22 protein-coding genes are annotated in these 18,520 nt (G+C 61.8%); 9 read left to right on the forward strand and 13 right to left on the reverse strand.

The genetic code is table 11. The features are described from left to right. Window positions 1-6: 6 nt before the first annotated feature. The 6 genes from ACVW0Y_RS08375 to ACVW0Y_RS08400 all read right to left on the reverse strand — a co-directional run bounded on the left by ACVW0Y_RS08375 (window position 7) and on the right by ACVW0Y_RS08400 (window position 3,512). Entirely contained in the window at window positions 7-378 is a 372-nt protein-coding gene (locus ACVW0Y_RS08375; RefSeq protein ID WP_457437478.1) for a glutathione S-transferase N-terminal domain-containing protein, read from the reverse strand. A 95-nt stretch (window positions 379-473) separates the two neighbouring features. Next, a complete protein-coding gene (locus tag ACVW0Y_RS08380; protein WP_457437479.1) occupies window positions 474-950 on the reverse strand; it encodes a bacteriohemerythrin in 477 nt (158 codons plus the stop codon). Window positions 951-1,214: 264 nt separating this feature from the next. Then, window positions 1,215-1,760, reverse strand: a complete 546-nt coding sequence (folE, locus tag ACVW0Y_RS08385) for a GTP cyclohydrolase I FolE (protein WP_457437480.1) — start codon at window positions 1,758-1,760, stop codon at window positions 1,215-1,217. A gap of 106 nt (window positions 1,761-1,866) precedes the next feature. Continuing rightward, a complete protein-coding gene (locus tag ACVW0Y_RS08390) occupies window positions 1,867-2,427 on the reverse strand; it encodes a Smr/MutS family protein (RefSeq protein WP_457437481.1) in 561 nt (186 codons plus the stop codon). Window positions 2,428-2,488: 61 nt separating this feature from the next. Continuing rightward, on the reverse strand, window positions 2,489-2,809 hold the full coding sequence (locus tag ACVW0Y_RS08395) for a hypothetical protein (RefSeq protein WP_457437483.1): 321 nt from the start codon (window positions 2,807-2,809) through the stop codon (window positions 2,489-2,491). A gap of 109 nt (window positions 2,810-2,918) precedes the next feature. Beyond that, the gene (locus tag ACVW0Y_RS08400) at window positions 2,919-3,512 is read right to left on the reverse strand and encodes a cysteine hydrolase family protein (protein WP_457437484.1); all 594 of its coding nucleotides are present in this window, start codon (window positions 3,510-3,512) and stop codon (window positions 2,919-2,921) included. Between the two features lie 182 nt (window positions 3,513-3,694). Here ACVW0Y_RS08400 and prmB point away from each other — a divergent pair, with 182 nt between their 5' ends. Beyond that, window positions 3,695-4,609 (forward strand): 50S ribosomal protein L3 N(5)-glutamine methyltransferase, encoded by a 915-nt coding sequence (gene prmB / locus ACVW0Y_RS08405; protein ID WP_457437485.1) that lies wholly within the window; start codon window positions 3,695-3,697, stop codon window positions 4,607-4,609. 47 nt (window positions 4,610-4,656) lie between these two features. On the opposite strand, the gene ACVW0Y_RS08410 is transcribed toward prmB, so the two are convergent. Both ACVW0Y_RS08410 and ACVW0Y_RS08415 read right to left on the reverse strand, forming a co-directional pair. Further along, window positions 4,657-5,463 (reverse strand): hypothetical protein, encoded by an 807-nt coding sequence (locus tag ACVW0Y_RS08410; protein ID WP_457437486.1) that lies wholly within the window; start codon window positions 5,461-5,463, stop codon window positions 4,657-4,659. 94 nt (window positions 5,464-5,557) lie between these two features. Next, the gene (locus ACVW0Y_RS08415) at window positions 5,558-6,520 is read right to left on the reverse strand and encodes an alpha/beta hydrolase (protein WP_457437487.1); all 963 of its coding nucleotides are present in this window, start codon (window positions 6,518-6,520) and stop codon (window positions 5,558-5,560) included. Window positions 6,521-6,678: 158 nt separating this feature from the next. On the opposite strand from ACVW0Y_RS08415, the gene aroC reads away from it, so the two are divergent. From aroC to ACVW0Y_RS08445, 6 genes are all read left to right on the forward strand, one after another. After that, the gene (aroC, locus tag ACVW0Y_RS08420; protein ID WP_457437489.1) at window positions 6,679-7,770 is read left to right on the forward strand and encodes a chorismate synthase; all 1,092 of its coding nucleotides are present in this window, start codon (window positions 6,679-6,681) and stop codon (window positions 7,768-7,770) included. A gap of 62 nt (window positions 7,771-7,832) precedes the next feature. Beyond that, on the forward strand, window positions 7,833-9,038 hold the full coding sequence (locus ACVW0Y_RS08425) for an MFS transporter (protein WP_457437491.1): 1,206 nt from the start codon (window positions 7,833-7,835) through the stop codon (window positions 9,036-9,038). Continuing rightward, a complete protein-coding gene (locus ACVW0Y_RS08430; RefSeq protein ID WP_457437492.1) occupies window positions 9,035-9,655 on the forward strand; it encodes a methylthioribulose 1-phosphate dehydratase in 621 nt (206 codons plus the stop codon). Before ACVW0Y_RS08425 ends, ACVW0Y_RS08430 begins: the two co-directional genes overlap by 4 nt. Further along, on the forward strand, window positions 9,652-10,197 hold the full coding sequence (locus ACVW0Y_RS08435; protein WP_457437493.1) for a 1,2-dihydroxy-3-keto-5-methylthiopentene dioxygenase: 546 nt from the start codon (window positions 9,652-9,654) through the stop codon (window positions 10,195-10,197). The genes ACVW0Y_RS08430 and ACVW0Y_RS08435 overlap by 4 nt, the downstream gene beginning before the upstream one ends. Before the next feature lie 204 nt (window positions 10,198-10,401). Beyond that, window positions 10,402-11,085, forward strand: coding sequence for an acireductone synthase (gene mtnC / locus ACVW0Y_RS08440; RefSeq protein WP_457437495.1), 684 nt, complete (start codon window positions 10,402-10,404; stop codon window positions 11,083-11,085). A 79-nt stretch (window positions 11,086-11,164) separates the two neighbouring features. After that, the gene (locus ACVW0Y_RS08445; RefSeq protein ID WP_457437496.1) at window positions 11,165-11,377 is read left to right on the forward strand and encodes a hypothetical protein; all 213 of its coding nucleotides are present in this window, start codon (window positions 11,165-11,167) and stop codon (window positions 11,375-11,377) included. A gap of 72 nt (window positions 11,378-11,449) precedes the next feature. Here the strand turns inward: ACVW0Y_RS08445 and ACVW0Y_RS08450 are convergent, their stop codons facing one another. The 3 genes from ACVW0Y_RS08450 to ACVW0Y_RS08460 form a co-directional block, all read right to left on the reverse strand. Beyond that, window positions 11,450-13,930: a TonB-dependent siderophore receptor gene (locus ACVW0Y_RS08450; RefSeq protein ID WP_457437498.1), complete on the reverse strand. Its 2,481-nt coding sequence runs from the start codon at window positions 13,928-13,930 to the stop codon at window positions 11,450-11,452. Window positions 13,931-14,035: 105 nt separating this feature from the next. After that, on the reverse strand, window positions 14,036-14,998 hold the full coding sequence (locus ACVW0Y_RS08455; RefSeq protein ID WP_457437499.1) for a FecR family protein: 963 nt from the start codon (window positions 14,996-14,998) through the stop codon (window positions 14,036-14,038). 6 nt (window positions 14,999-15,004) lie between these two features. Then, the gene (locus ACVW0Y_RS08460; RefSeq protein ID WP_457437501.1) at window positions 15,005-15,523 is read right to left on the reverse strand and encodes a sigma-70 family RNA polymerase sigma factor; all 519 of its coding nucleotides are present in this window, start codon (window positions 15,521-15,523) and stop codon (window positions 15,005-15,007) included. 177 nt (window positions 15,524-15,700) lie between these two features. Between ACVW0Y_RS08460 and ACVW0Y_RS08465 the strand changes: the two genes are divergently transcribed. Beyond that, window positions 15,701-15,892, forward strand: coding sequence for a PLDc N-terminal domain-containing protein (locus tag ACVW0Y_RS08465; RefSeq protein WP_457437503.1), 192 nt, complete (start codon window positions 15,701-15,703; stop codon window positions 15,890-15,892). Between the two features lie 15 nt (window positions 15,893-15,907). Here ACVW0Y_RS08465 and ACVW0Y_RS08470 read toward each other — a convergent pair whose 3' ends face one another. Both ACVW0Y_RS08470 and ACVW0Y_RS08475 read right to left on the reverse strand, forming a co-directional pair. Then, complete coding sequence (locus ACVW0Y_RS08470; protein ID WP_457437504.1) at window positions 15,908-16,381, reverse strand: methylated-DNA--[protein]-cysteine S-methyltransferase; 474 nt, start codon at window positions 16,379-16,381, stop codon at window positions 15,908-15,910. Window positions 16,382-16,385: 4 nt separating this feature from the next. After that, window positions 16,386-17,276, reverse strand: coding sequence for a DNA-3-methyladenine glycosylase family protein (locus tag ACVW0Y_RS08475; RefSeq protein ID WP_457437506.1), 891 nt, complete (start codon window positions 17,274-17,276; stop codon window positions 16,386-16,388). A 175-nt stretch (window positions 17,277-17,451) separates the two neighbouring features. Between ACVW0Y_RS08475 and speE the strand changes: the two genes are divergently transcribed. After that, complete coding sequence (gene speE, locus ACVW0Y_RS08480) at window positions 17,452-18,312, forward strand: polyamine aminopropyltransferase (protein WP_457437508.1); 861 nt, start codon at window positions 17,452-17,454, stop codon at window positions 18,310-18,312. The last annotated feature ends 208 nt before the right edge of the window (window positions 18,313-18,520 follow it).

Raw genomic sequence — 18,520 nt, forward strand, 5'->3', positions numbered from 1 at the left:
TGCGTTTTAGACGCTGGCGAAACGGTCTTCCAGGTACTGCATGATCGCCTTGGATTCATACATCCAGGTGCTGCCGCCGTTTTCATCGATACGCAGGCACGGCACCTTGATCGCGCCACCCTGGTTTAGCAGGGCCTGACGATGTTCTTCGTTGTTCTTGGCATCGCGCAGGGCGATGGGCAGGTTCAGGCGGTGCATGGTGCGGCGGGTGCGTACGCAGAACGGGCAGGCGTGGAACTGGTACAGGGCCATGCTGGTGGTGGCTTGTGCCACTTGGGCCTGGGCCTCGGGGGCGCGCTTTTGTTTGCGCGGGCGGGTAAGGAAGTCGATAAACACGATGAGCTGGCCCAAGCCAACCCGCAACGCTTTGATAAGCACCGGAACACCCTCTGCGGCTGAAAATTCGAGGGCGGCAGCTTACCTGAATGCGTGCGCCCTGACCTCGGCCTGGGCGCATTTGCCGCAACCGTCGGTCAGGCGTGGGCTTCGCCGAAAAAGCGTTTGAACGAACGGGAAAACCAGCCGCCGGCCTGTTGGTTGTCCACCAGTGCCTTGATGTTGTTTTTCACCGTTTGCGCGTAGGCCTTGTCGTCGTTGCGAATATGGTTGAACAGCCAGCGTGACAGCAGGTTGATCAGCTCCTGGGTCACGTCCTCACCCGCCTGGAAGCGCATGTTGAACTCGCTGACGCGCACGGTGAAGATCTCATGCACGCGCTTGTGCGGACGGGTAAAGGCATACCCGGCTTCCTCCAGCAGCGCTTCCTCGAACGCGAAGTGGGACAGGGTGTAATCCACCAGTTCCCCGAGCACTTCACCGACTTCCTCGCGGCTGTGGTTGTTCTCGTTGGCGTGGATCAGCAGATTGATCATGGCGACGATGCGCTTGTGCTGGTCGTCGATGATCGGGATGCCGGTGTTGAGGTCTTCCTGCCAGACTAGATAGGCCATGATGCTGCTTCCTTAGCGTCTTGCTCGAATGCGAACGAACGATGGCCAAGGCTAGTGAGAGGCTCTGGGGCGGGGGCTGACCTGGATCAACGGCAAATCTTCTTGTAGGAAAAATCGTCGGTATCTGTGACCTAAGCTGAAAAGCATCGCGGCTAAAGCCGCTTCTACGGATTTCGCCATCCTGTAGGAGCGGCTTTAGCCGCGATGCTTTTACCAAGCACAAAAAAAACCGGCAAAAGGCCGGTTTTTTTCGTTCAGCAGCAATCAATTGATCAGGCTGAGAAACTCGCTGCGGGTGGCGGCGTTTTCGCGGAATTCGCCGAGCATCACCGAGGTCACCATCGATGAGTTCTGCTTCTCGACGCCGCGCATCATCATGCACATATGCTGGGCTTCGATCACCACGGCAACACCCAGGGCACCGGTCACCTGTTGCACGGCTTCGGCAATCTGGCGGCTGAGGTTCTCTTGAATCTGCAGGCGGCGGGCGTACATGTCGACAATCCGTGCGACCTTCGACAGGCCCAGCACTTTGCCACTTGGAATGTAGGCCACATGGGCTTTACCAATAAACGGCAGCAGGTGGTGTTCGCACAGCGAGTACAGCTCGATGTTCTTGACCAGCACCATTTCGCTGCTTTCTGAGCTGAACAGCGCGCCGTTAGTGACTTCTTCCAGGGTCTGTTGATAACCGCGGCAAAGGTACTGCATGGCTTTGGCGGCACGTTTGGGCGTGTCGAGCAGGCCTTCGCGGGATACGTCCTCACCCAGTTGGCTGAGGATCGCAGTGTAGTTCTGTTCCAGGGACATGGATCTACCTGTAAGGCTTTGGAAATTAAGCAGAGACGCAGGGTAGGGCGGCAAACCTCGGCTGGCAAGCGCGGAACGCGCCAGGAAAGCTCAGGGATAAAGCCAGTTACTCGTCGCGGCCATCCATCATGGTGCGTTTGAGCAGGACATAAATGGCACCAGTGCCGCCGTGTTTGGCCAGGCACGAGGTGAAACCGAGCACGCCCTGATGCTGGCGCAACCAGGTGTTGACGTGGCTTTTGATCATCGGTCGCTTGCCGTCCATGCGCACGGCCTTGCCATGGGTGACGCGGACGCAGCGGATTTCCAGCTTGTTGGCTTCGGCCAAGAACTCCCACAGGGTATCGCGGGCTTTTTCCACGCTCATGCCGTGCAGGTCCAGGCTGCCTTCGAAACTCACCTGGCCGAGCTTGAGCTTGCGCATCTGGCCTTCCTGCACACCGTCCCGGGCCCAGTACAGCGGATCTTCGGCACCGACATCGATAACGAACTGGTCGGACAGGCCGTCGACGCGGGTCACACCTTCGGAAATGGTCGCGGACTGGCGCAAGGCCTGCAGGCGCGCGCGGTCGGTCTTGGGTTTGCCGGTGTCGGCACGGTCGTTCTGCTGGATGGGTTTGACGCCGCGCAACTCGGCTTTGAATAGGGAAAAATCGTCGTCTTGCATAAGAAGGTCTCCGCGAATGGGGCCTAGTTTACCCATTCAGCGGTGGCCATTCACGGTGGGATTAGTCGTGTTTCTTCATCAGATGCGGGGCCAGGGCCAGGTCGCTGGGGCGGCGCAGACGACGACGGCAGCGGCGCCAGGCGATCACCCCGAGCCATAGCAGGAACAGGCCGAAGAGCAGAATCACCGTGGCATTGGTGGGGGTGTCATTCAGCCCGCCAAGGGCTGGCGGGTGCCCGAACAAGGTAGCGGCACCGGCCATGGCGAGCAGAATCCCGAGCATGGCGAACAGCGCCGAAAGCGCGGCGGCGAAGCGCCAGCGCCAGCTCCCGGGACCGCGTGGGCGAAGGCGTCGGGCATCGAAACCATCTGACAATTTCATTCCGCTTTCCTTTCAGGGTGTCGGCGGTATGACCGGTGCTCAACACCGAGGTTCAGTCGTGCCCGCATATGAGGCGGGCAATTGGTCCGCTGATGATGCGATGTGCGCTTCAGATCAAGGCCTTGGCATGGCTTACCAGCGCGGCAAAGTTGTCCGCCAGGATGGCCATTTCGGTGCGGTGCACTTCGGCGGCGCTGATCACGCCATTGCCGTAGGGCAGGTCGCGGGTGGCGCAGGCGCTGTCCACCAGGGTGCAACGGTAACCATAGTCTTTGCAGGCCCGCACTGTGGTGCTGATGCTGGAGTGGGTCATAAAGCCGCAGATGATCAGGTCGAGGCGGCCGATGGCCTCCAGACGGGCATGCAGGTCGGTACCGGAGAACGCATTGGGCAGGCGTTTTTCCACTACGGTTTCGCCTGGCAGCGGTGCCAGCTCAGGCATGAAACGACCGCGCGGGCCCTGGGGGTCGAGGAAACCACCCGGTACGCCCAGGTGTTTGACGTGGACAATTGGTGAGCCATTGGCGCGGGCGGTTTCCAGCAGGGCGGCGATTTCGCCGATGGCGGCGTCCAGGCCGGGCAGGGGCATGGCGCCACTGCGGTATTCCTCTTGCGCATCGATGATCAGCAGGCAGGCATTACCCAAACTGGCCGGCGCATAACTGCGGCCGGTGAGCTGGAGTAAGGTTTGCGGTTGGGACATGTCTTGGCTCCTGACAGACGCGAATGGCGCCATTGTCACCCCACAAACGATGGCTGTGAATCTTTTTACTTGTACGCGTGTGCTACGCCACGAATTGCGCTGCCTGCAGCCGGGCGCAATAAACCAACCGAGCGCCGGGCACCTTCGGCTAAACTGCCGGCCTCGACTTTGGAGATGCCGCTGTGACCGTTTCGACCTCTCGTTTGCGTACCCTGCGTGACCACATTCGCTGGGCCGTCAGCCGTTTTCATGCCGAAGAATTGTTCTTCGGCCATGGCACCGACAACGCCTGGGACGAAGCGCGGCAGCTGGTGCTGGGGGCAGTGCACTTGCCCTGGGAAATCGCCGATGCCTACCTCGATTGCCGTCTCGAAGACGACGAGCGCGAGTACCTGCACACCCTGCTTAAACAGCGCATCGAAGAACGCGTTCCCACCGCATATCTGCTGGGCGAAGCCTGGTTCTGTGGCCTGCCGTTTATTGTCGATGAGCGCGTACTGATTCCCCGCTCGCCGATTGCCGAGTTGATTCAGCAACGTTTCAGCCCCTGGTTGGCAAACACGCCTACACGCATCCTCGATCTGTGCACGGGGTCGGGCTGTATCGGTATTGCCTGCGCCTACGAATTCGACGGAGCCGAAGTGCTGCTCGCCGATCTGTCGTTCGAGGCGCTGGAGGTGGCCAATCAGAATATCGAACGGCACAGTCTGGAAGATCGCGTATTTACCGTGCAGGGCGACGGTTTCAGCGGGCTGCCGGGCCAGCGCTTCGATCTGATCGTGTCCAACCCGCCCTATGTCGATGCCGAAGACTTCGCCGATATGCCGGCCGAGTACCACCACGAACCGGAGCTCGGTCTGGCCTGCGGCGACGATGGTCTGGACCTGGTGCGGCGCATGCTGGCCGAAGCGGCCGACCATTTGAGCGAGCGGGGCGTGCTGGTGGTGGAAGTGGGCAATAGCCAGGTGCACGTCGAGGCGCTGTACCCGGAGGTCGATTTCACCTGGCTGAATTTTGTGAACGGCGGGCATGGCGTGTTCTTGCTGACGGCAGCGCAGTGCCGGGAGCATCAGGCGTTGTTTGCTTCGAAGGTCTGACGCCTCCCGGTAGGAGCGGCTGAAGCCGCTCCTACCGGGAGTAAGTGCTACCGCGACGCCATCCAGATAAACAATCCCGCCTGAAACACGCAGAACGCCACCAGGCAGGCGATGGTGAAGCGCTGCGTGCCGTCTTCGCGGCGCAGGCTGTCGATGCGCTGCTGCTGTTTGAGAATCTTGCTGTCCTGTTCGCGCAGGTTGTGGTCGGCCTGTTCGAGCATCGCGGCGGCGTCCAGCAGTTCGATGCTCTGCACTTTTTCCTTGTTCCAATCGCTGCGCAAGGCGCTGACCCGCGGTGCCGAGTAGGTAGCCTTGGCCTGCTGCGGGTCGGTGTAGTCGATGTCGAAGCCCTGGGCCTTGAGGAAGTGGTCGCGGCGCAGGCGGGCGTCTTCGCTAAGCACATCCTTGAGCGCCAACGCGCCACCTTCCACGGTGTAATGCGCGCAACGCTGCTGCGCCCAGGCAATGCCCTGGGCCAACAGAAAACGGCCCAGGCCACGGTTGATCGGTTCCAGATGCAGGCCCTTGTCCGGGCCGAAGCGCACTTCCTTGCGGCGGTGGTCGATCCACACTTCCAGCGCGTTGTCGCCTTTGCGGGTCATGATCCCCGGCAGGCTGATGCTCAGGCGCAGAAAGCTCTGGTCCGGACTGTGCCGGGTCAGGCGGCCCATCTGCACAAAACGCAGAGGACGGGTGCCGGTGTAGCTGTCGGTGGGCAGCGGTGCCAGACGCAGCAGGCGAAACTGCTCATCTGGCAAGGCAATCCAGGGATGGGGCAGGGCCTCGCTGACTTCGCTGAGGGCGGTTTCCTCGGCGGGCGGCGCAGTCTGTTCGGTGGGTTCGGTGTCGGTCATGCAGGTAGTCCGGGGCCATTTGCGTACGAGCGTACTAGTCATGGCTTCTATCGGCTATCTGTCGCTGCGCTTTAGGCTGGCGCCGTGCTATCACTTATTGCCGTTTTACCGCCAGGACAAAAGCTCCAAGGCGGCTGCTCAGCTCGCGGGCCAGCGGCCGCTGCGGATCATTGTAGGAAGCCAGCTGCGACTTGGCATCGTTGGCGACGATGCGCAGCACATGGTTCATGCCCTCGATCATCAGCAACTCGGCATCCGGCTTGGCCGCCTTGAGGGCCTGAGCATCCCTCGGGGTCACCTGCATATCGTTGCTGCCCTGGACGATCAGCGCCGGTACCCGCAATTGGGCAAAGGCGGCGGCCGGGTCCTGGCGAAACAGCGAGATCAGGTACGGCTGCACGCTGGGGCGAAACAGCACCTGCAGATCATCCGGCACATGGGGCACCGGCTGACCAGCCTTGAGCTGGTCGATGGTCCACAGGCTTTGCGGCAGCAGGGGCGCTGGCAGACGTTCGCGCAGTTGCTCCTTCAACACCTGATCAATTGGTCGCCCGCTGCCGGCAATCGACACCACGGCATCGGCACCGGCAGTGGGCGCGGCCAGGGTAGCGATCAGCGCGCCTTCGCTGTGGCCGACCAGAGTCAGGGTGGAAAAGCGCGGGTCGGCCCTGAGCTTGCGGCTCCAGTCGACGGCGTCCTGTACGTAACCTTCGACGCTCAGGTCGCGCTCATCAGGCGTGGCGGGACGGCTGGCGGCGATACCGCGTTTGTCATAGCGCAGGCTGGCGATGCCCTGATTGGCCAGGCTTTGCGCCACGAGTTTGAGGCTGTCGTTATTGCCGCCTTCGGGGTTGTTGCCATTGCGGTCGGTGGGGCCGGAGCCGGCAATCAGCAATACCACCGGCACCGGGCTGGCGCTTTTGGGCAGCAGCAGGGTGCCGAACAGCTCGCCGCTGGCGGTGCCCAGGCTGATCGGCCGGTGCAGTACGGTGAAGGATTTCGCCTGGCCAAAGGTAGGCAGCAGGCAGAACAGCAGCAAGACAAACGCGCGCGGCATCAAGGTGGCTACTTATAAGGAGGTAGGCGTTTGGACGCAGTAGATGGAATAAGGTTCGAGGATGAACTGGCTGGGTGGCGCAGGTATACTCCTCGCCCTGTTTTGGAACCGTCTTTTTGTATTGACGGTTCGTGGCTGATTTTCGCGGAGCGCCCTGCATGTCTGGCAATACCTACGGCAAGCTGTTCACTGTCACCACCGCTGGCGAAAGCCATGGCCCGGCCCTGGTAGCCATTGTCGACGGTTGCCCACCCGGCCTGGAACTGAGTGAAGCCGACCTGCAGATCGACCTGGATCGCCGCAAGCCCGGCACCAGCCGCCATACCACCCAACGCCAGGAAGCCGACGAAGTCGAAATTCTCTCCGGCGTGTTCGAAGGCAAGACCACCGGCACCCCCATCGGCCTGCTGATCCGCAACACCGACCAGAAGTCCAAGGACTACTCGGCGATCAAGGATCTGTTCCGCCCGGCCCATGCCGACTACACCTATCACCATAAATACGGCACCCGCGACTACCGTGGCGGAGGCCGCAGCTCGGCGCGTGAAACCGCCATGCGTGTGGCAGCCGGTGCCATCGCCAAGAAAGTGCTGGGCGGTTTCGGCATTCAGGTACGCGGTTATATGAGCCAACTGGGCCCGATCGAAATTCCGTTCAAAACCTGGGATAGCGTCGAAGACAACGCCTTCTTCTGCCCCGACCCGAGCAAGGTGCCCGAGCTGGAAGCCTATATGGACCAGCTGCGCCGCGATCAGGATTCGGTCGGCGCGAAGATCACCGTGGTGGCCGACGGCGTGATGCCGGGTCTGGGCGAGCCGATCTTCGACCGCCTGGACGCCGAATTGGCCCACGCGTTGATGAGCATCAACGCGGTGAAAGGCGTGGAAATCGGTGCCGGCTTTGCCTGCGTGGCCCAGCGTGGCACCGAGCACCGTGACGAGCTGACCCCGGCAGGTTTCCTCAGCAATAACGCTGGCGGCATTCTCGGTGGCATTTCTTCCGGCCAGCCGATCATTGCTCACCTGGCGTTGAAGCCAACCTCAAGCATCACCACCCCGGGCCGTTCCATCGACGTCGCCGGGCAGCCGCAGGATGTGATCACCAAGGGCCGCCACGACCCCTGCGTGGGCATTCGCGCCACGCCAATCGCCGAGGCGATGATGGCCATCGTGTTGCTCGACCACCTGCTGCGCAACCGCGCGCAGAATGCCGACGTGCAGGTCAGCACCCCGGTACTGGGCCAGTTGTGATCCTGCCCCTCGCCGTAGCGTCCAGCGGGGGCGCACGCGGCGTGGCCAGGGGCGGATAGGCCATGGCCAGCGCATTGCCGTACTGGCGTTTATCCAGCTTTTACTTCTTTTACTTCGCCCTGCTCGGGGCGACGGCACCGTTCCTCGGCCTGTACTTCCATCACCTGGGTTTTTCCCCGGCACGCATCGGCGAGCTGGTGGCGATTCCCATGCTGATGCGTTGCGTCGCCCCGAATCTGTGGGGCTGGCTCGGCGATCGCAGTGGCAAGCGCCTGGCCATCGTGCGCTTTGGTGCGGCCTCGACCCTGTTGTGTTTCAGCCTGATCTTTATCAGCCAGAGCTATGCGTGGCTTGCGTTGATCATGGCTCTGCATGCGTTTTTCTGGCATGCGGTGCTGCCGCAGTTCGAGGTGATCACCCTGGCCCATCTGCGCGAGCAGGCGGCGCGTTACAGCCAGGTCCGGCTGTGGGGCAGCATCGGGTTTATCGTCTGCGTGGTGGGGCTGGGCAAGCTGTTCGAATGGTTGAGCCTGGATATCTATCCCTGGGCGTTGATCGCGATCATGGCCGGCATCGTCGTCAGTAGCTGCTGGGTGCCCAATGCTCAGCCCTATATGCGCGAAAGCCACGTGGCTGGTGCTGGTTTTCTAGCGCAGCTGCGCCAGCCGGGGGTGTTGGCGTTCTATCTGTGTGTCGGCCTGATGCAGCTCAGCCACGGTCCGTACTACACCTTTCTGACACTGCACCTGGAAGATCTTGGATACGCCCGTGATTTTATCGGCCAGCTCTGGGCCATCGGCGTGGTGGCCGAGGTGCTGATGTTTCTGCTGATGGTGCGGATTCTGCAGCGCTTCTCCCTGCGCCAGGTGCTGACCGCCAGCTTTGTCCTGGCGGCGCTGCGTTGGCTGTTGCTGGGCAATTTTGCCGAGCACCTGCCGGTGCTGGTGCTGGCCCAGGTGCTACACGCCGCCACCTTCGGCAGTTTTCACGCCGCTGCCATCCATTTTGTGCAGCGCAGTTTCGGTGCCAATCAACAAGGCCAGGGCCAGGCGTTGTATGCCGCCCTGGCCGGTATTGGTGGTGCCCTGGGCGCGCTGTATGCCGGCTATAGCTGGAACAGCCTGGGCCCGGCCTGGACCTTCGCCATCGCCAGCATCGCGGCGACGGCGGCAGCAGTTATCATCGCTATGCGTTTGCCAAGCGACAACGCCCGCAGCCACGCATTGCCACCGTTGCACCATGCAGATCTGAACGAGGAGCGGGCATGAGCCGCGAACAATTGGCCGACGAGATCATCGCGGCAGGGCGTTTTCTTTATGGCCGGGGCTGGTCGCCGGCCACCAGCAGTAACTATTCGGCGCGACTATCGGCCAGCGAGGCGCTGCTGACTGTGTCCGGCAAGCACAAGGGCCAACTGGGTCGCGACGATGTGCTGGCCACCGACCTCAACGGCAACAGCCTGGAAGCGGGCAAAAAGCCCTCGGCGGAAACCCTGCTGCATACCCAGCTGTACCAATGGCGCGCCGATATCGGTGCGGTACTGCACACCCACTCGGTGAATGCCACGGTGTTGTCGCGGGCCACCGCTGCCAACCAGTTGGTGTTCGAAGACTACGAGTTGCAGAAAGCCTTTAGCGGTATCGCTACCCATGAGTCGCAGGTGTGTGTGCCGATTTTCGACAATGATCAGGACATCGCCCGCCTGGCTGCCAAGGTCCAGCCCTGGCTCGAGCAGCACCCCGACTGCGTCGGTTACCTGATTCGCGGTCATGGCCTGTACACCTGGGGCGCGCAGATGAGCGATGCCCTGCGTCAGGTCGAAGCCTTTGAATTTCTGTTCGAGTGCGAGCTGAAAATGCGCGCCCTAGGGAGACCCACTGTATGAGCAGCCTCAGCGTCTTTTCCGTATCCACCCCGGAGATCCCCAACAAGGTGCTTAACCACCTTGAAGACATCACCAGCACCCTGGCCGCCGTCGGCGTGCGTTTCGAGCGCTGGCAGGCCGTGGCGCCGATTGCGCCGGGTGCCAGCCAGGACGAAGTGATCGCCGCCTACCAACCGCAGATCGACAAGCTGATGGCCGAGCGTGGCTACGTGACCGTGGACGTCGTCAGTCTCAGCGCCGACCACCCGCAAAAAGCCGAACTGCGCGCCAAGTTCCTCGACGAGCACCGCCATGGTGAGGACGAGGTGCGTTTTTTTGTGGCTGGCCGTGGCTTGTTCACCCTGCATATCGATGACTACGTGTATGCCGTGCTCTGTGAAAAGAACGACCTGATCTCGGTGCCCGCCGGCACGCGCCACTGGTTCGACATGGGCGAGCACCCACACTTCATCGCCATTCGCCTGTTCAACAACCCTGAAGGGTGGGTGGCGAATTTCACCGGCGAAGATATCGCCAGCCAGTTTCCTCGTTTAGAAGATTGAACCCTTCACGATCTTGTTCTTTGCCGCCGTCATCCCGCATCGGCGGACCGCCGCGAAGGCTGGGACCCAGAATAGTGAATGGGACGAAGAGGTCAGCGAATGCACCATCTCTCTCGTAGACGCTCACACTCTGGAACCCAGCCTGCGCTGGGATGACGGTGGGTTGGCTGACGAAATTTGTTTCGAATTTGAAAGGACCCATTTATGCCCATCAAAGCCATTCTCACCGATATCGAAGGCACCACCAGCGCGGTGAGCTTTGTCTTCGATGTGTTGTTCCCGTTCGCCGCCGAGCACCTGCCCGAGTTCGTTTTGCTCAATGCCCAGCAGCCCCAGGTAGCCGAGCAGTTAGCGGCCGTGCGCGAGCAAAGTGGTGAGCCGCAGGCCGATGTGTTGCGAGTGATCGAGATTCTTCTGGCCTGGATTGCCGAAGACCGCAAGGCCACCCCGCTCAAGGCGCTGCAGGGCATGGTCTGGGCCGAGGGTTACAAGGCTGGGTTGCTCAAGGGCCATGTCTACCCGGATGCGGTGGAGGCGTTGCAACGCTGGAAACAGGAGGGCTACGCGCTGTATGTGTATTCCTCCGGCTCGATCCAGGCGCAGCAGCTGATCTTCGGCTGCTCGGTGGCCGGTGATCTGTCGCCGCTGTTCTCCGGCTATTTCGACACCACCTCCGGGCCCAAGCGCGAGGCGCAGTCCTACCGCACCATCATTGCCAGCATTGGCGTGGCGGCGCATGAAGTGCTGTTTCTCTCGGATATCGTCGAAGAACTGGACGCAGCGCAGCAGGCTGGTTTGCAGACCTGCGGGCTGGCGCGGGAAGGCGGCGAATTGCCGGGGCATCAGACCCTGGCCAGTTTTGCCTTGATTGACCTGAACGCCTACTGACCGGCGGCAAAGCAAGAAAGTGGAACCACTGCGCGCCTGCGGGGCTCTTTAAGGAGTCCCCGCTGCATCGAGCAACGCCATGTTTCTGCACCTTGAATACGACAGCTACCGCTACTGGGCCTATGCCGGCCTGGCGGTGCTGGTGCTGCTGCATCTGTGGGCCGCGTACCAAGTGGTCGGCAGCCCGATCAGGCGGCAGATAAAGGGCTTGTGGCTTACCTTTTTGCTGTTCTTCCCGCTGTTGGGCTTTTTCAATTGGTACGTGATGGGGCCGCGCCGGCAGCTTTCGTGATTGTGCTTTGCAGGAATCGCGGCTAAAGCCGCTCCTACACATTCCGTAGGAGCGGCTTTAGCCGCGATGCTTTTAGTACTCCCAGCGCAACGTCGCCGTCACACTTCTTGGCTCGCCATACAGATCGCTGTAAACGCTGGTGCTGGCGTAGTACTCCTTGTCGAAAATGTTGTCGACGTTGAGCGTGCCGGTGAAGTGTTCGTCGAATTTGTAGCGGGCCAGCAGATCCACCAGCGCGTAGCTTTCCTGCTTGGCCGTTAGGGTGCGGCCGGGGATTACCTGGCTGTTGTCGTAGCTGGTGGCGCTTTCCCAACGCAAACCGCCGCCCAGGGTCAGGCGATTGAGGTCGCCCTGGAAGTTGTAGGTGCTGAACAGCTTCACGCTGTTTTTCGGGAAGCCGACGTTGACGTCCATATTTTGCGGGTAGTAGGTGTTGATATGGCTATAGCCGGCCTGCATCTGCCAACCCGGCAGAATCTCGCCCGCCACTTCCAGTTCGGCACCCTTGATCTTGATGTTCGTCGGGTTGACGTACTCGTTGCCGAGGTTGTCGTTGATATCGGTGCCGGCCGGGTAATTGTCCAGCTTGGTTTCAAACAGCGCGGCGGTGAGGTTCAGCCTGCCTTCGTAGTACGCAGCCTTGCTGCCGATTTCATAGCTGTCGCCTTCGGCCGGGTCGGCGAACTTGCCTTCCAGGGTCTGCGCGGTCTGCGGTTTGAAGATCTTGGTGTAGCTGGCGTACACCGAGTAGTGCTCATCGAGGTCGTAGACCACCCCGGCGTAAGGCGTGACTTCGCCGGTTTCTTTGCGGTGGCCGCCCTCAGGTGCGTATTCGACGCCAGGGTCCCAGTCGTACTGCACCGATTTGTCGAGCTTGAAATAGCTCAGGCGGGTGCCGAGGATCACCGCCAGATCATCCACCGGCTTCAGGCGCACAGCGGAGTAGGCCGCGGTGTTGCGCTGCTGGTATTTGATATCGCCTTCTTGCGCCATGGGCGGCCGGGCAATGTCGCCGTGCCACTTGTAGACGTTCGGGATCGCCGGGTTCCAGCCGCTGCCGCTCCAGTCGTTCCATAGCGGATACGCGCCGACGTTGGCGGTGTACTTGTTGGCACTCACACCCACCATCAATTCATGCTCGCGGCCGAACAGGCTGAACGGGCCGGTGGCATAGGCGTCGATGGCGTTCTGTTCCGGTCGGCTCGGCCACTTGGCGAAAAACAGCGAAGCGCCGGCACCGGTTTGCTGGTTGGGGTAGTTCACGCTGCTGAACCAGCCGTATTCCACATCATTCTTGTCGCGGGTGTTGGTGTAGGCCACCTTGGCCAGCCAGTCGTTATCGAAGCGGTGTTCGTAGGTGGTGAATACCGAGGTGCGCTGGCGGTCGGCGTAGCTCCAATCGGCCGCCGAGTTATAGGAGCGTTCGAAGTCGGTGCGGTTGCCGTTGCTGAAAAATGCCGGGAAACCGAAGTAGCCGCAGGCGTCGCATTTTTTCACCTGGTAGTCGACGCCAAAGCTGACCGTGTCGCGCTCGCTCAGGTCGGCCTCGATGATGCCGTAGGCCACCTGGCGTTCGGTGCTCAGGCGGTCGGTAAAAGAGTCGGCGGTCTGGTAGGCACCCACCAGGCGACCGCGCACATTGCCGGTTTCGGTGAGTGGACCGGATACATCCATCTCGGTGCGGTAGTTATCCCAGGAGCCGGCGCTGCCCTGGATCGAGGCCTGAAAGTCGCGGGTAGGGCGCTTGCGCACCATATTGATGGTGGCCGACGGGTTGCCGGTGCCGCTGAGCAGGCCGGTGGAACCACGGACGATTTCGACATGGTCATACACCGCCATATCGTTGTCCTGGCTTTTCATTTCCGGCTCGAACACGGTGGGAATGCCGTCGACCTGAAAGTTCTCGATCTTCAGCCCACGGGAAAAAATGCCCACTTCATCGTCGGACGAGTTGCCCTTCTTTTTGAACTCCACCCCCGGTGCCTGGGCGATCACATTTTCCAGGCTGACCATGTTCTGGTCGCGCATGCGTTGCTCGGTAATCACGCTGACCGACTGTGGGGTTTCGCGGATCGACAGCGGCAGCTTGGTGGCGGTAGTGGTCGAACCGGTGGTGTAGGAACCGCTGCCTTCGGTGATGGCCCCCAGGCTTTCGCCCGTGATCGAGGTGGGTTGCAGCTCCAGGGCGGCACCCGCTGCCGGTGCCGGCTCAAGCACAAAACCGTTGCTGCTCTGGCGGGCCACATAGCCGGTATTGCGCAGCAAGGCGGCAAAGCCTTCGTTAACCCCGTAGTCGCCATTCAGGCCCGGACTGCTTAGGCCCGCTACGCGTTGCGCATCAAACACAATCGCTACCCCGGCCTGCTGGGCAAAGCGGTTCAGCGCGGTGCCCAAGGGGCCGGCGGCAATGGCGTAGTGCTGGCTGGTGGTGGCGGCGCTGGCGCTTTGCGCAAGACCGGCGAGCAGTGTGCTGCCAAGGGCCAGGTGCACGGCCAGTGCGAGCGCGTAGCGGGGGGACTTCATGGGCATGGCGAAGACAGTTCCTGTTGTCATGTTGGTTTCTTCCTTGACGGGCAGGAACGGCAATGCGGAACCCGGGTTTTGAAAATATTGGAGATGGGCACCCGTAGGGCGGATATCCCCATGCGGATATTCGCCCTACGGTTTCGGCTTCACCACCACGAGCCACGGGGTGATGCGTTTGATGGTCACCGGCAAGGCCTCGGCAATCAGTTGCAGCGCACGGTCGCTGTCATCCAGCGGCAGTACGGCGGACACCCGCAGCTCGCCCAGGGCCTTGGCGTCGTAGTAGAGGAAACCACTGCGCTGGTTGGCCAGTTGCTCCAGCACCTCGCTCAGCGGCCGGTCTTCCACCAGCAGTTGGTGACGCTGCCAGGCATCGTTGAAGCCTGCGCTATCGACCTTGCCCAGCAGTTGCACCTGGCCGGTGGCGATGCGTGCCTGTTGGCCGGCATCGACCACTTTGCTGTCCGGCGACTGGCTGGCGCTCACGGCGGTGCGCGACTCGAGCATGGTCAGCAGGGTGCTGCGGTTTTCCAGCTTGACCACAAAACGGGTGCCGAGGGCGCGTACCTGGCCCTGTGCGGTTTCGACGATAAACGGCCGCGCCGGATCATGGGCAACCTCCACCAGCACTTCGCCGCGCAGCAACTGGATATGCCGACGCTCGCCGTCGAAGGCGATATTCACCGCGCTGTTGCCGTTCAGGGTCAGCTCGGATTGATCGGCCAGGGTCTGGGTTTGCCAGTGGCCGGGGGCAGTGTGCAGGTCGGCCAGCCAATAGGCCGGTGTGCCGCTGCGCCAGAGCAGCCAGGCAGGCAATACGGCCAGCAACAACAGCAGCGCACTGGCACCGCGTTTGTTGCGGTAGGTTTTCGGCCGACTGGCATAGGCCGCTCCCAGCGCCGCGTGCACCGAGGCTTTCTGCGGGCGCAGGGCGGCCATTTGGCCAATAAACCCCTGCAGCCGTTCGGCTGCCGCGGCATGGCGGGGGTCCTGGTGTTTCCACGCCGCGAAATCGGCGCGCAATTGCTCGCTGGCATCGGCCTCGTTGAGTTGCAGCAGCCAGTCGGCGGCCTGTTCGTTGATAGAGGCGGGCATCGCGGCCTACAGGTCCAGCGCATTGCCGCAATGCAGCAGGGCATTGAGCAAATACTTGCGCACCATACGTTCGGAAATGCCCAGGCGGGCAGCGATCTCCACCTGGGTCAGACCGTCGAGGAAATACAGCAGAAACGCCTGGCGCGTGTTGGCACTCAGCTCTTCGAGGACAAAGGCGATCTGTTCCAGGGCTTCCAGGGTGGTAAGAATCTGTTCCGGCGACTGGAAACCGGCCAGGGTCTCGGCGGTCAGCGCCAGCTCCTGCAGATAGGCATCTTCGATCTGTTTGCGCCGTGCCCTGTCGATCACCAGGCGCCGCGCCGTGGTACTCAGATAGGCGCGAGGCTCGCGCATGCTGGCCACCACATCGCGGGAGGCGAGGATGCGGGCGAAGGTGTCATGCGCCAGGTCGGCGGCATTGTGCGAGCAGCCGAGCTTTTTTCGCAGCCAGCCGAACAGCCAGCCATGATGGTTGCTGTACAGCTCGTGGATGGCTTGTTGAAAAGGAGGTTCGGCCGCAGACATGCCCGGATCACTGCCAGTGAATAGTGCTGGCTCTCAAGTGAGAACTGTTCTCATGATAGCGATAGGCTGGCCCGGCGCGCAACAGTGTTCGTAACCTCGTGGGCCGGAACAAGATCCCTGAACCAACGCAGCGGCCGACTATCCTAGAAGGGCAATCCCATTCTGAGGAGTTCCACCATGGGTTACGGCTACAACGGCCTGATTGGCCTGATCATTCTGGCGCTGGATATCTGGGCGATCATCAACGTGCTGAAAAGCGGCGCGGAAACCGGCAAGCAAGTGCTGTGGATACTGCTGATTGTGTTGCTGCCAGTCGTGGGCTTGATCATCTGGGCCATCGCCGGGCCGCGCGGCAATGTGCGGATCTAGCCTTTTTAGCGCTGCCTAAAGCAGCCAGGCACCCTCCAGCTGCAGCAACAGCTGCTTGCGTTCCAGGCCGCCGGCATAACCGGTGAGGGTGCCATTGCTGCCGATCACCCGGTGACAAGGAATCACCACTGCAAGCGGATTGGCGCCATTGGCGGTACCCACGGCGCGCACCGCCTTGGGCCGTTCGATGCGCTGGGCCAGTTCGGCATAGCTGCAGGTGCGACCAAACGGAATCTGCTGCAACGCGTGCCACACCTGCTGCTGAAACGGCGTGCCCAATGGTGCCAGGCGTAGCTCGAAGTGCTGGCGTTGGCCGGCGAAGTATTCATCCAGTTGCCGACACACCTGATCCAGCTCGGCATCCGCCGCCTGCCAGTTTTCGTTCAGTTGCCAGGGCTGCGCGCCATCCATATGCAGCAGGCGCAGACCTTGCTCGTCGCCGGCCAGCAGCAGCGGGCCGATGGGGCTGTCGTGGTAGCGGTAATGCATCTGGTCACTCCTCGGGTTCGGCGTAGCTTTGCCACAGGTACATGGCGGCATAGGCGCGCCACGGGCGCCAGGCTTCGGCCTGGGCGGTGAGGGCGCGGGCGCTGATGCCGGCGCTGCCCCAGAGTCTGGCTTTGAGCAGGCCCAGGTCGCTGGCCGGAAAGGCGTCGGCCACGCCAAAGGCGCGCAGGGCAATATATTGCGCGGTCCACGGGCCGATACCGGGCAGGGCGCAGAGGCGCTCGATCAGATCCTCCACCCCGGCATCGGCATGCAGCGCCAGGCGGCCATCGGCAAAGGCACGGGCGAAACCCTGCAAGGTCGCGACGCGTTTGCCGGGCATGCCGATGCCATCGAGAGTGGCCTCGGCAATGGCCTGCGGGGTAGGGAAGAGTTTGCCGGGGCCATCTGCAGGGGCGTCGAGCAAGTCTTCACCCAGGCGGGTGACCAGACGCCCGACAATGGTTACTGCGGCTTTTACCGTCACTTGCTGGCCAACGATGGCGCGCACCGCCTGCTCGAAGGGATCGAAAGCGGTGGGAATGCGCAGCCCCGGGTAGCGGGCGACCAGCGCCGTCAGTTGGCTGTCCTGGCTAAGGTGTCGGGCGATCTCGGTGGTGTCGGTGTTGAGATCGAACATCCGCTCCACGCGGGCTGCCAGCTGCGGCAGCCGCGCAATGGCCCCGGGGCTGACCGTCAGCTCCAGCGCCGCCAGCTGCGGCAGATGGCGCAGGCTGAACCAGCCCTGGGTGGCACCGATACGGAAGGTGCGTTGATAACCCTCGTGGCTCACCCGCTCGATATCCGCCAGGCGGCGCAGGGCGAAGTAGTCATGAAACTGTTGCCAGTTCCACGGCGGTACATAGGGCAGGAGGCGAGTGCGGGCGGTGTTGTTCATGGGCGTCACGATAGCGACTTGGGCGGCTGCCTGTCTTGCCGAAACTTGCTGTGCAATTGCGAGGTTCGACCTGTCATGGTTGGCCACGTAGAATGCGCGCCTCGCCTGGGGCCGATGGGTTCCAGCCACCGTTTTTTCCGCGCCGTACCCTGGCGCGGCGCAGAGGAGCAACGCCATGAGCGACTATCAGGAAACCCTCTACGAAGGCTATGGCCAACGTTTTCGCATGGACAAACTGCTGCACGAAGTGCGCACCGAGCACCAGCATCTGGTGATTTTCGAGAACCCGCGCATGGGCCGGGTGATGGCCCTGGACGGCGTGATTCAAACCACCGAAGCCGACGAGTTCATCTACCACGAGATGCTCACCCATGTGCCGATCCTGGCCCACGGCGCGGCGCGCAAGGTGCTGATCATCGGTGGCGGCGACGGCGGCATGCTGCGTGAAGTGAGCAAACACCGCAGCGTCGAGCAGATCACCATGGTCGAGATCGATGGCACGGTGGTGGACATGTGCAAGGAGTTCCTCCCTGAGCACTCCAAGGGGGCCTACGACGACCCGCGCCTGAACCTGGTGATTGATGACGGCATGCGTTTTGTCGCCAGCACCGAGGAAAAATTCGATGTGATCATTTCCGACTCCACCGACCCGATCGGGCCGGGGGAAGTGCTGTTCTCGGAAAACTTCTACCAGGCCTGCCGCCGCTGCCTGAATGAAGGCGGGATTCTGGTGACCCAGAACGGCACGCCGTTTATGCAGCTCGATGGTGTTCAGAACACTGCCGGACGCATGAATGGCCTGTTCGCCGACTGGCATTTCTATATGGCGGCGGTGCCGACCTATATCGGGGGTGCCATGACCTTCGCCTGGGGTGCCACCAACGCCGGCCTGCGGACTATCCCCCTGGACACCCTGCGTCAGCGCTTCGCCGGCAGTGGAATTGTCACCCGCTATTACAACCCCGAGGTCCACCTGGGTGCCTTCGCTCTGCCGCAGTACGTGCTCAAGGCCATCGGCAAGCCCAGCAACGACTGAGTCTCCTTTGCCTGACCTGTAGGAGCGGCTTTAGCCGCGATGCTCTTGATTGAAAAGCATCGCGGCTGAAGCCGTTCCTACGGATCCAGACAGCCGGTTTTCTCAACGAAATTTTCACATTCGCTCGCTGAGTATTCCGCGCTTCGCTTCTGGCGGGACGGCGGAGTATTCTTCGTCACCCATTTTTCTCGCACGCCCAACCAGTGAG

The organism is Pseudomonas sp. TE3786 (genome assembly GCF_054057335.1).

Excerpts from the sequence above, each read along its gene's own strand:
- ACVW0Y_RS08475 (WP_457437506.1), bottom strand. The coding sequence starts at position 17,276 with ATGAACAACACCGCCCGCACTCGCCTCCTGCCCTATGTACCGCCGTGG.
- ACVW0Y_RS08465 (WP_457437503.1), top strand. The coding sequence starts at position 15,701 with ATGGGTTACGGCTACAACGGCCTGATTGGCCTGATCATTCTGGCGCTG.
- ACVW0Y_RS08470 (WP_457437504.1), bottom strand. The coding sequence starts at position 16,381 with ATGCATTACCGCTACCACGACAGCCCCATCGGCCCGCTGCTGCTGGCC.
- ACVW0Y_RS08400 (WP_457437484.1), bottom strand. The coding sequence starts at position 3,512 with ATGTCCCAACCGCAAACCTTACTCCAGCTCACCGGCCGCAGTTATGCG.
- ACVW0Y_RS08425 (WP_457437491.1), top strand. The coding sequence starts at position 7,833 with ATGGCCAGCGCATTGCCGTACTGGCGTTTATCCAGCTTTTACTTCTTT.
- ACVW0Y_RS08445 (WP_457437496.1), top strand. The coding sequence starts at position 11,165 with ATGTTTCTGCACCTTGAATACGACAGCTACCGCTACTGGGCCTATGCC.
- ACVW0Y_RS08435 (WP_457437493.1), top strand. The coding sequence starts at position 9,652 with ATGAGCAGCCTCAGCGTCTTTTCCGTATCCACCCCGGAGATCCCCAAC.
- ACVW0Y_RS08395 (WP_457437483.1), bottom strand. The coding sequence starts at position 2,809 with ATGAAATTGTCAGATGGTTTCGATGCCCGACGCCTTCGCCCACGCGGT.
- ACVW0Y_RS08380 (WP_457437479.1), bottom strand. The coding sequence starts at position 950 with ATGGCCTATCTAGTCTGGCAGGAAGACCTCAACACCGGCATCCCGATC.
- ACVW0Y_RS08455 (WP_457437499.1), bottom strand. The coding sequence starts at position 14,998 with ATGCCCGCCTCTATCAACGAACAGGCCGCCGACTGGCTGCTGCAACTC.
- ACVW0Y_RS08460 (WP_457437501.1), bottom strand. The coding sequence starts at position 15,523 with ATGTCTGCGGCCGAACCTCCTTTTCAACAAGCCATCCACGAGCTGTAC.
- aroC (WP_457437489.1), top strand. The coding sequence starts at position 6,679 with ATGTCTGGCAATACCTACGGCAAGCTGTTCACTGTCACCACCGCTGGC.
- ACVW0Y_RS08390 (WP_457437481.1), bottom strand. The coding sequence starts at position 2,427 with ATGCAAGACGACGATTTTTCCCTATTCAAAGCCGAGTTGCGCGGCGTC.
- ACVW0Y_RS08450 (WP_457437498.1), bottom strand. The coding sequence starts at position 13,930 with ATGACAACAGGAACTGTCTTCGCCATGCCCATGAAGTCCCCCCGCTAC.
- mtnC (WP_457437495.1), top strand. The coding sequence starts at position 10,402 with ATGCCCATCAAAGCCATTCTCACCGATATCGAAGGCACCACCAGCGCG.
- ACVW0Y_RS08410 (WP_457437486.1), bottom strand. The coding sequence starts at position 5,463 with ATGACCGACACCGAACCCACCGAACAGACTGCGCCGCCCGCCGAGGAA.
- speE (WP_457437508.1), top strand. The coding sequence starts at position 17,452 with ATGAGCGACTATCAGGAAACCCTCTACGAAGGCTATGGCCAACGTTTT.
- folE (WP_457437480.1), bottom strand. The coding sequence starts at position 1,760 with ATGTCCCTGGAACAGAACTACACTGCGATCCTCAGCCAACTGGGTGAG.
- ACVW0Y_RS08430 (WP_457437492.1), top strand. The coding sequence starts at position 9,035 with ATGAGCCGCGAACAATTGGCCGACGAGATCATCGCGGCAGGGCGTTTT.
- ACVW0Y_RS08415 (WP_457437487.1), bottom strand. The coding sequence starts at position 6,520 with ATGCCGCGCGCGTTTGTCTTGCTGCTGTTCTGCCTGCTGCCTACCTTT.